Consider the following 4,737-nt stretch of genomic DNA (forward strand, 5'->3'; position numbering starts at 1 on the left):
CACCCCACCCCTCCCCCCGGGGCACTGCCGTCGGGACAAAAGCCAGAGGCCCCGTGGATTCCTCCACGGGGCCTCTGGTCTGCTGCGCACTCGGCAGGATTCGAACCTGCAACCTTCTGATCCGTAGTCAGATGCTCTATCCGTTAAGCTACGAGTGCTTGTGTGTTCTGTTGTGTTGGCGCTTCCTTCCGGGCTTTTCGGCCCGGTCGGCGTTGCGGGAACAACATTACATGACTGGCGGCGTGAGGTGAAATCCGTTTGCCGCACCCGACCTGACCTGCGAAAACAGCCCGGAGACCGATCCCTGGACGGCGCCCCGGTCCGCGCCTCGCCACGGTCCTGACGCCCGCGTCGGTCCTCGGAACGGCCGAAGCCCCGGTCATCGGAGACCGGGGCTTCGGGATCAGGTGCGGAGGCGGAGGGATTTGAACCCTCGATGGGCTTTAAGACCCAAACCGCATTAGCAGTGCGGCGCCATAGACCGGACTAGGCGACGCCTCCAGCACAACCGCCCGCGCAAGCGCGAATGGTGCGTGCAGATGATGACACAGCCCAGCGGGCCGTCACCAATCGCCCCCCACGGTACTAGGCGGAGAGGCCGCAGAGCAAAGCCGTATCGCGGCGCGGCGACTCGAAGGATCTTTGTGCGGTGATCTCTCCGGGCCCGGAGCTCGGGGCGGCGAAAGCGGTGGCGCAACCGTGCGCGTTCACCGGCGTTAGGCAGGTCATGGTGCGCCCCTCTTCCTCTTCTCCTTCCCCCTCTCCTTCCTCTTCTCCCCGTCGTCCCGCCGTCCTCCGCCGGTTCCTCATCGGTGTCGCCGCCCTCGGCGCGGTCACCGGTCTGGCCTCCGTGCCTCCGGCGGCGTACGCCGGGAGCGGTGGGCCGAGGTCGCTGCCCGCACCGGGCCCCGTACCCCCGTCGGCTTCCGGAGACCGGCTGACCGTCACGGTCGAGGGCGCGGGCCGGGCCGCCGACGGGACGTACAGGCTGGAGTGCCACCCGGAGGGCGGGAGCCATCCCGACGCCCGAGGTGCCTGCGGGAAGCTCGAAGGCCGTACGGCCTGGGGGCGCGACCCCTTCGCCCCCGTGGCCCCGGGCACCGTGTGCACGATGCAGTACGGCGGTCCGGCCACCGCCCAGGTCACCGGCACCTGGGCCGGCCGCCCCGTCGACGCCCGCTTCGACCGGCGGAACGGCTGTGAGATCGCCCGGTGGGACGCGCTCGTCCCCGTGCTGCCCGACCTCGGCCGGCGCGGCTGACGGAGGAAGCGGGGTTCGGAAGCGGGCCGCGGTCGAGTCACCTCACCCCGCACATATGTGCGGTCAACCACCCCGGCCGTATCTTCACGAAATGGATCATCACGACCCCGAGAAGCGAAACACACGGTCACAGGTCCGTCGCAGATCCCCATAAAGATCCACGTGCGACCTCCCTCTCATCCGACGTCGCCAGCGCAACCACTGCCCGTAGACTCCCTCGCGTGACACGCTGCGGGCCGGTTGGCAAGATGGCCCAGGCAGTCGGGAAGATGCGGTAACAGGGAGGAAGCGTCTCGTGAGCAGCAGGCCATCCCGAGGCGCTGCTCGCCTCGCAGCCATACTCGACGCGCTTCCCGATGCGTTGGTGCTGGTCAACGCCAACGGGACGGTCGTCAACGCCAACAGCATCGCCCTGGAGGCCTTCGAGACCCCGGGGACCGCCCTGGTGGGGCGCGGGCTGCTCGATCTGCTGCCCGAGTTCGACTCCCGGCTCATCCCCGGGTCGATGCGACGGCCCGAGTCCCTCGATCCGCGCGGACACACCAAGCCGACCCGGATGATCGCGCGGCGGACCGACGGGAGCGAGTTCCCGGTCGAGGTCACGAGCGCGAACCTGGAGAACGGCCAGCAGGCGTACGACGGATACGGCTACACCGGTGACGAGCTGCTCATGCTCGTCGTGCGCGACCTGTCCGGCACGGTCGACACCGAGGCCGAACTCGCGCGTGCGCAACGGCAGACCGAGATGATCCTGCGGGCCGCCTCCGAGGGTGTGGTGGGAACGGACACGGACGGGCGCATCGTGCTCGTCAATCCGGCCGCCGCTCAGATACTGGGCTACAGGGCCAGTGATCTCGGTGGGCGGGAGCTGCACACCCTCGTCCTGCACTCCCGTGAGGACGGCTCCCCCTTCCCGTACGCGGAGTCCCCCCTCGCCGACACCCTGCGCTCGGGGCGCAAGCACCGGGTGCGCGGGCAGGTGCTGTGGTCGAAGGGCGACGACAGGGTGCCGGTCGACCTGACGACCGCCCCCGTGCGCGACGGCGACCAGCTCGTCGGCGCCGTCATGACCTTCACCGACCGGCGGCCGTACGACGCGCTCGCCGAGGAGAAGAAGAACGAGGCCGAGAAGCACGCGGAGGAGATCGAGAAGCTCTCCGCCGAGCACGCCGAAGAGCTCGGGAAGCTGCGTGAGGAGCACACCGGCGAGCTCGACGAGCTGCGCGAGCGCCACGCCGATGAACTCGCCTCCGGGGACGAGCGGTACGCGGCGCTCGGCGAGCGTGAGAAGGACCGGTACGAGGCGCTCGCCGCGCGGCACGACCAGCTCCTCGCCGTGCTCGGGCACTCCCTGCGCGGCCCGCTCGACCAGCTCCGCGGCGAACTCGGCAAGCTCGCCGCCGACGACGCCGGCCAGCTCTGGCCCGAGGCCAACCAGGTCCTCCACCACCTGTCGGCCGGGTACTCGCGCATCACCACACTCGTCGACAACGTCCTCGGCTACCAGCTCCTCGACTCGGGCGACGACGGTCTCGTCCGGACCGCGGTCATGCTCGACGCCGTCGTCGCGGCCGGTGTCGAGGGGGCCGTCGAGCTGATCGGGCCCGGGCGGGTGCAGTTCGCCGTACACGCGCCGCCCATCGAGGCCGAGGTGGACCAGCGGCGGCTCGCGACCGCGCTCGCCCACCTCGTCGCGGACGTGGCGGGCGTCGACGCGACGGGCAACTCGCCCATGTCGGCCGGTGGCTACATGGACAACACGGTGGTCGTGGCCGCCGCCCAGCGCGGCGAGGTCGTCCGCATCGAGGTGCGCGGCCCGTACGCCGGGGGAGACCCGGTGCACCAGCCGATCGTCCGCGGGATCGTGCGGGCGCACGGCGGTGTGCTGCAGACGCACGAGGTGCCGGGCATGAGCGGCAGCGCGTACGTGCTCGAGGTACCGATCGGTGGCGGTGCCGGGGCGGTTCAGGCTCAGCAGCAGCCCGCGGCCGACGTAACCGATGTCGGCGCCGCCACCGCCGAGGGCAGCGGTGCCGACGGTGTCGGTGCGGAGGTCGCGCTGCCGGAGCAGGCCGCGGGCGATGCGTCGGGGAACGCCTCCCGGCGCGGGCGGCGTCGGGCTCAGCGGTCCTCGGTGGACGCGTTCCTGGAGGGCGAGGAACCCGAGGCGGAGGCCGCAGCGCCCACCGGGCGGCGCAGGCGGCGGGCGGAGTCCGCGGACGGTGAGGCCGGACCGGTTCCGGCGCAGGAGGAGGGCAACGACGAGGCGTCCGGCGCCGACCCCGGTGCGGGGTCCGGTGGTACGGGGCGGCGGCGTGGGCAGCCGAGCCTCGCCGAGGCCGGGACGCAGGGGGTCTCCGAGGGCGCGGTCGTCACGGCCGCCGAGCACGCGGCGGGCGCCGCCGCCACGGGACTGGGGGAGACGGTGCCGCCCCAGGGCGTGCCCGCGCCCACCGGGCGGCGCGCGCGCCGGAACCCCGAGCAGCACGCCCTGCCGCCTGCCCTGCCCGCGGCCCAGAGCACGCCGGAGGCCGCCGGTGCGGGCGCTGCCGGCGGACAGCCCCAGCCGACCGGGCGCCGCCGCCGGGCCCTCGCCAACGCGGAGGAGCGCGCCACCGCGCAGGCCCCGGGCCGCACCGTGTTCGCTCTGCCGCCTGCCGCGGCCGACCGCACACCCGAGTACGAGGCCGCGCACGGCGCCGCTGCCGCCGGGCAGGGGAGCGGGGCCGGAGGTACGGCGGCTCCCATGGCCGCCGGAGTTCCCGTGTCTCCTGCCCAGGCAGCGGGACCGGCTCCTGCCGCCGGGCCCGGAGCAGGCGCGGGTCAGGCGGCCGACGTGCCGGGCGCGCCCGGTGCCGAAACGCCTGGTGCCGAGATGCCCGGTACCGAGATGCCCGGTGGTGCGCCTGGTGAAGGTCAGGCCGATGACGGGCGCCACGACGCGGCGCTGCGTGATCCGTCCGACGACCACACCCCGCCGCAGCCGCATCCCGTGCCCGCACCGACAGGTCGCCGCCGAGCCCGCACTGCCGCGGAGCAGGGCAAGACGGCACCCGCACAGGGCGTCCCGGCGCAAGTGCCCTCCGCGCAGGGCGTCCCGGCGCCGGGGCAGACGGCTGCCGCTCAGGGGCTTCCGGCTCAGGCGGGAGCTCAGCAGGTCGTACCCGCGCAGGCGACTCCGGGGCAGCCCGTTCCGGGACAACAGCCGGTGCCACCGCAGGGAGTGCCGGCTCCGGCCGCGCTGCCCGTCGCCGTGCACGGAGTGACCGTGCCCGCCCAACCCCCCGTTCTCGCACAGGGTGTTCCGGGCCACCCGCAGCCTGTCCCGGCCCAGGGAATCCCGGGACTCGCTCAGCCGGTACCCGCGCAGGGGATCCCCGGCGCGCCCGCGGCGAGTCAGCCCGTGCCCGCACAGGGTGTTCAGGGTGTGGCCGTTCCCGCGCAGCTCCCGATCCAGGGCGCCCTCAACCCCGCCC

General features: G+C 73.3%; 2 protein-coding genes and 2 tRNA genes. 2 read left to right on the forward strand and 2 right to left on the reverse strand.

The window, feature by feature from the left end; genetic code table 11:
• Window positions 1-85: 85 nt before the first annotated feature.
• Window positions 86-158: transfer RNA gene (locus tag FNH08_RS44790), tRNA-Arg, on the reverse strand.
• A 252-nt stretch (window positions 159-410) separates the two neighbouring features.
• Window positions 411-501: transfer RNA gene (locus tag FNH08_RS44795), tRNA-Ser, on the reverse strand.
• A gap of 226 nt (window positions 502-727) precedes the next feature.
• On the opposite strand from FNH08_RS44795, the gene FNH08_RS44800 reads away from it, so the two are divergent.
• Together FNH08_RS44800 and FNH08_RS44805 are read left to right on the forward strand one after the other, a co-directional pair.
• Window positions 728-1,261 carry an SSI family serine proteinase inhibitor gene (locus tag FNH08_RS44800; RefSeq protein WP_152777247.1) on the forward strand — a complete coding sequence of 178 codons (534 nt, stop codon included), beginning with the start codon at window positions 728-730 and terminating at the stop codon, window positions 1,259-1,261.
• A 295-nt stretch (window positions 1,262-1,556) separates the two neighbouring features.
• Window positions 1,557-4,737: PAS domain-containing protein (locus tag FNH08_RS44805; RefSeq protein ID WP_322726463.1), on the forward strand; the 3,181-nt coding region annotated here is incomplete at its 3' end.

Origin of the sequence: Streptomyces spongiae, from assembly GCF_009377185.1 — a bacterium.
Taxonomy (GTDB): Bacteria; Actinomycetota; Actinomycetes; order Streptomycetales; family Streptomycetaceae; genus Streptomyces; species Streptomyces spongiae.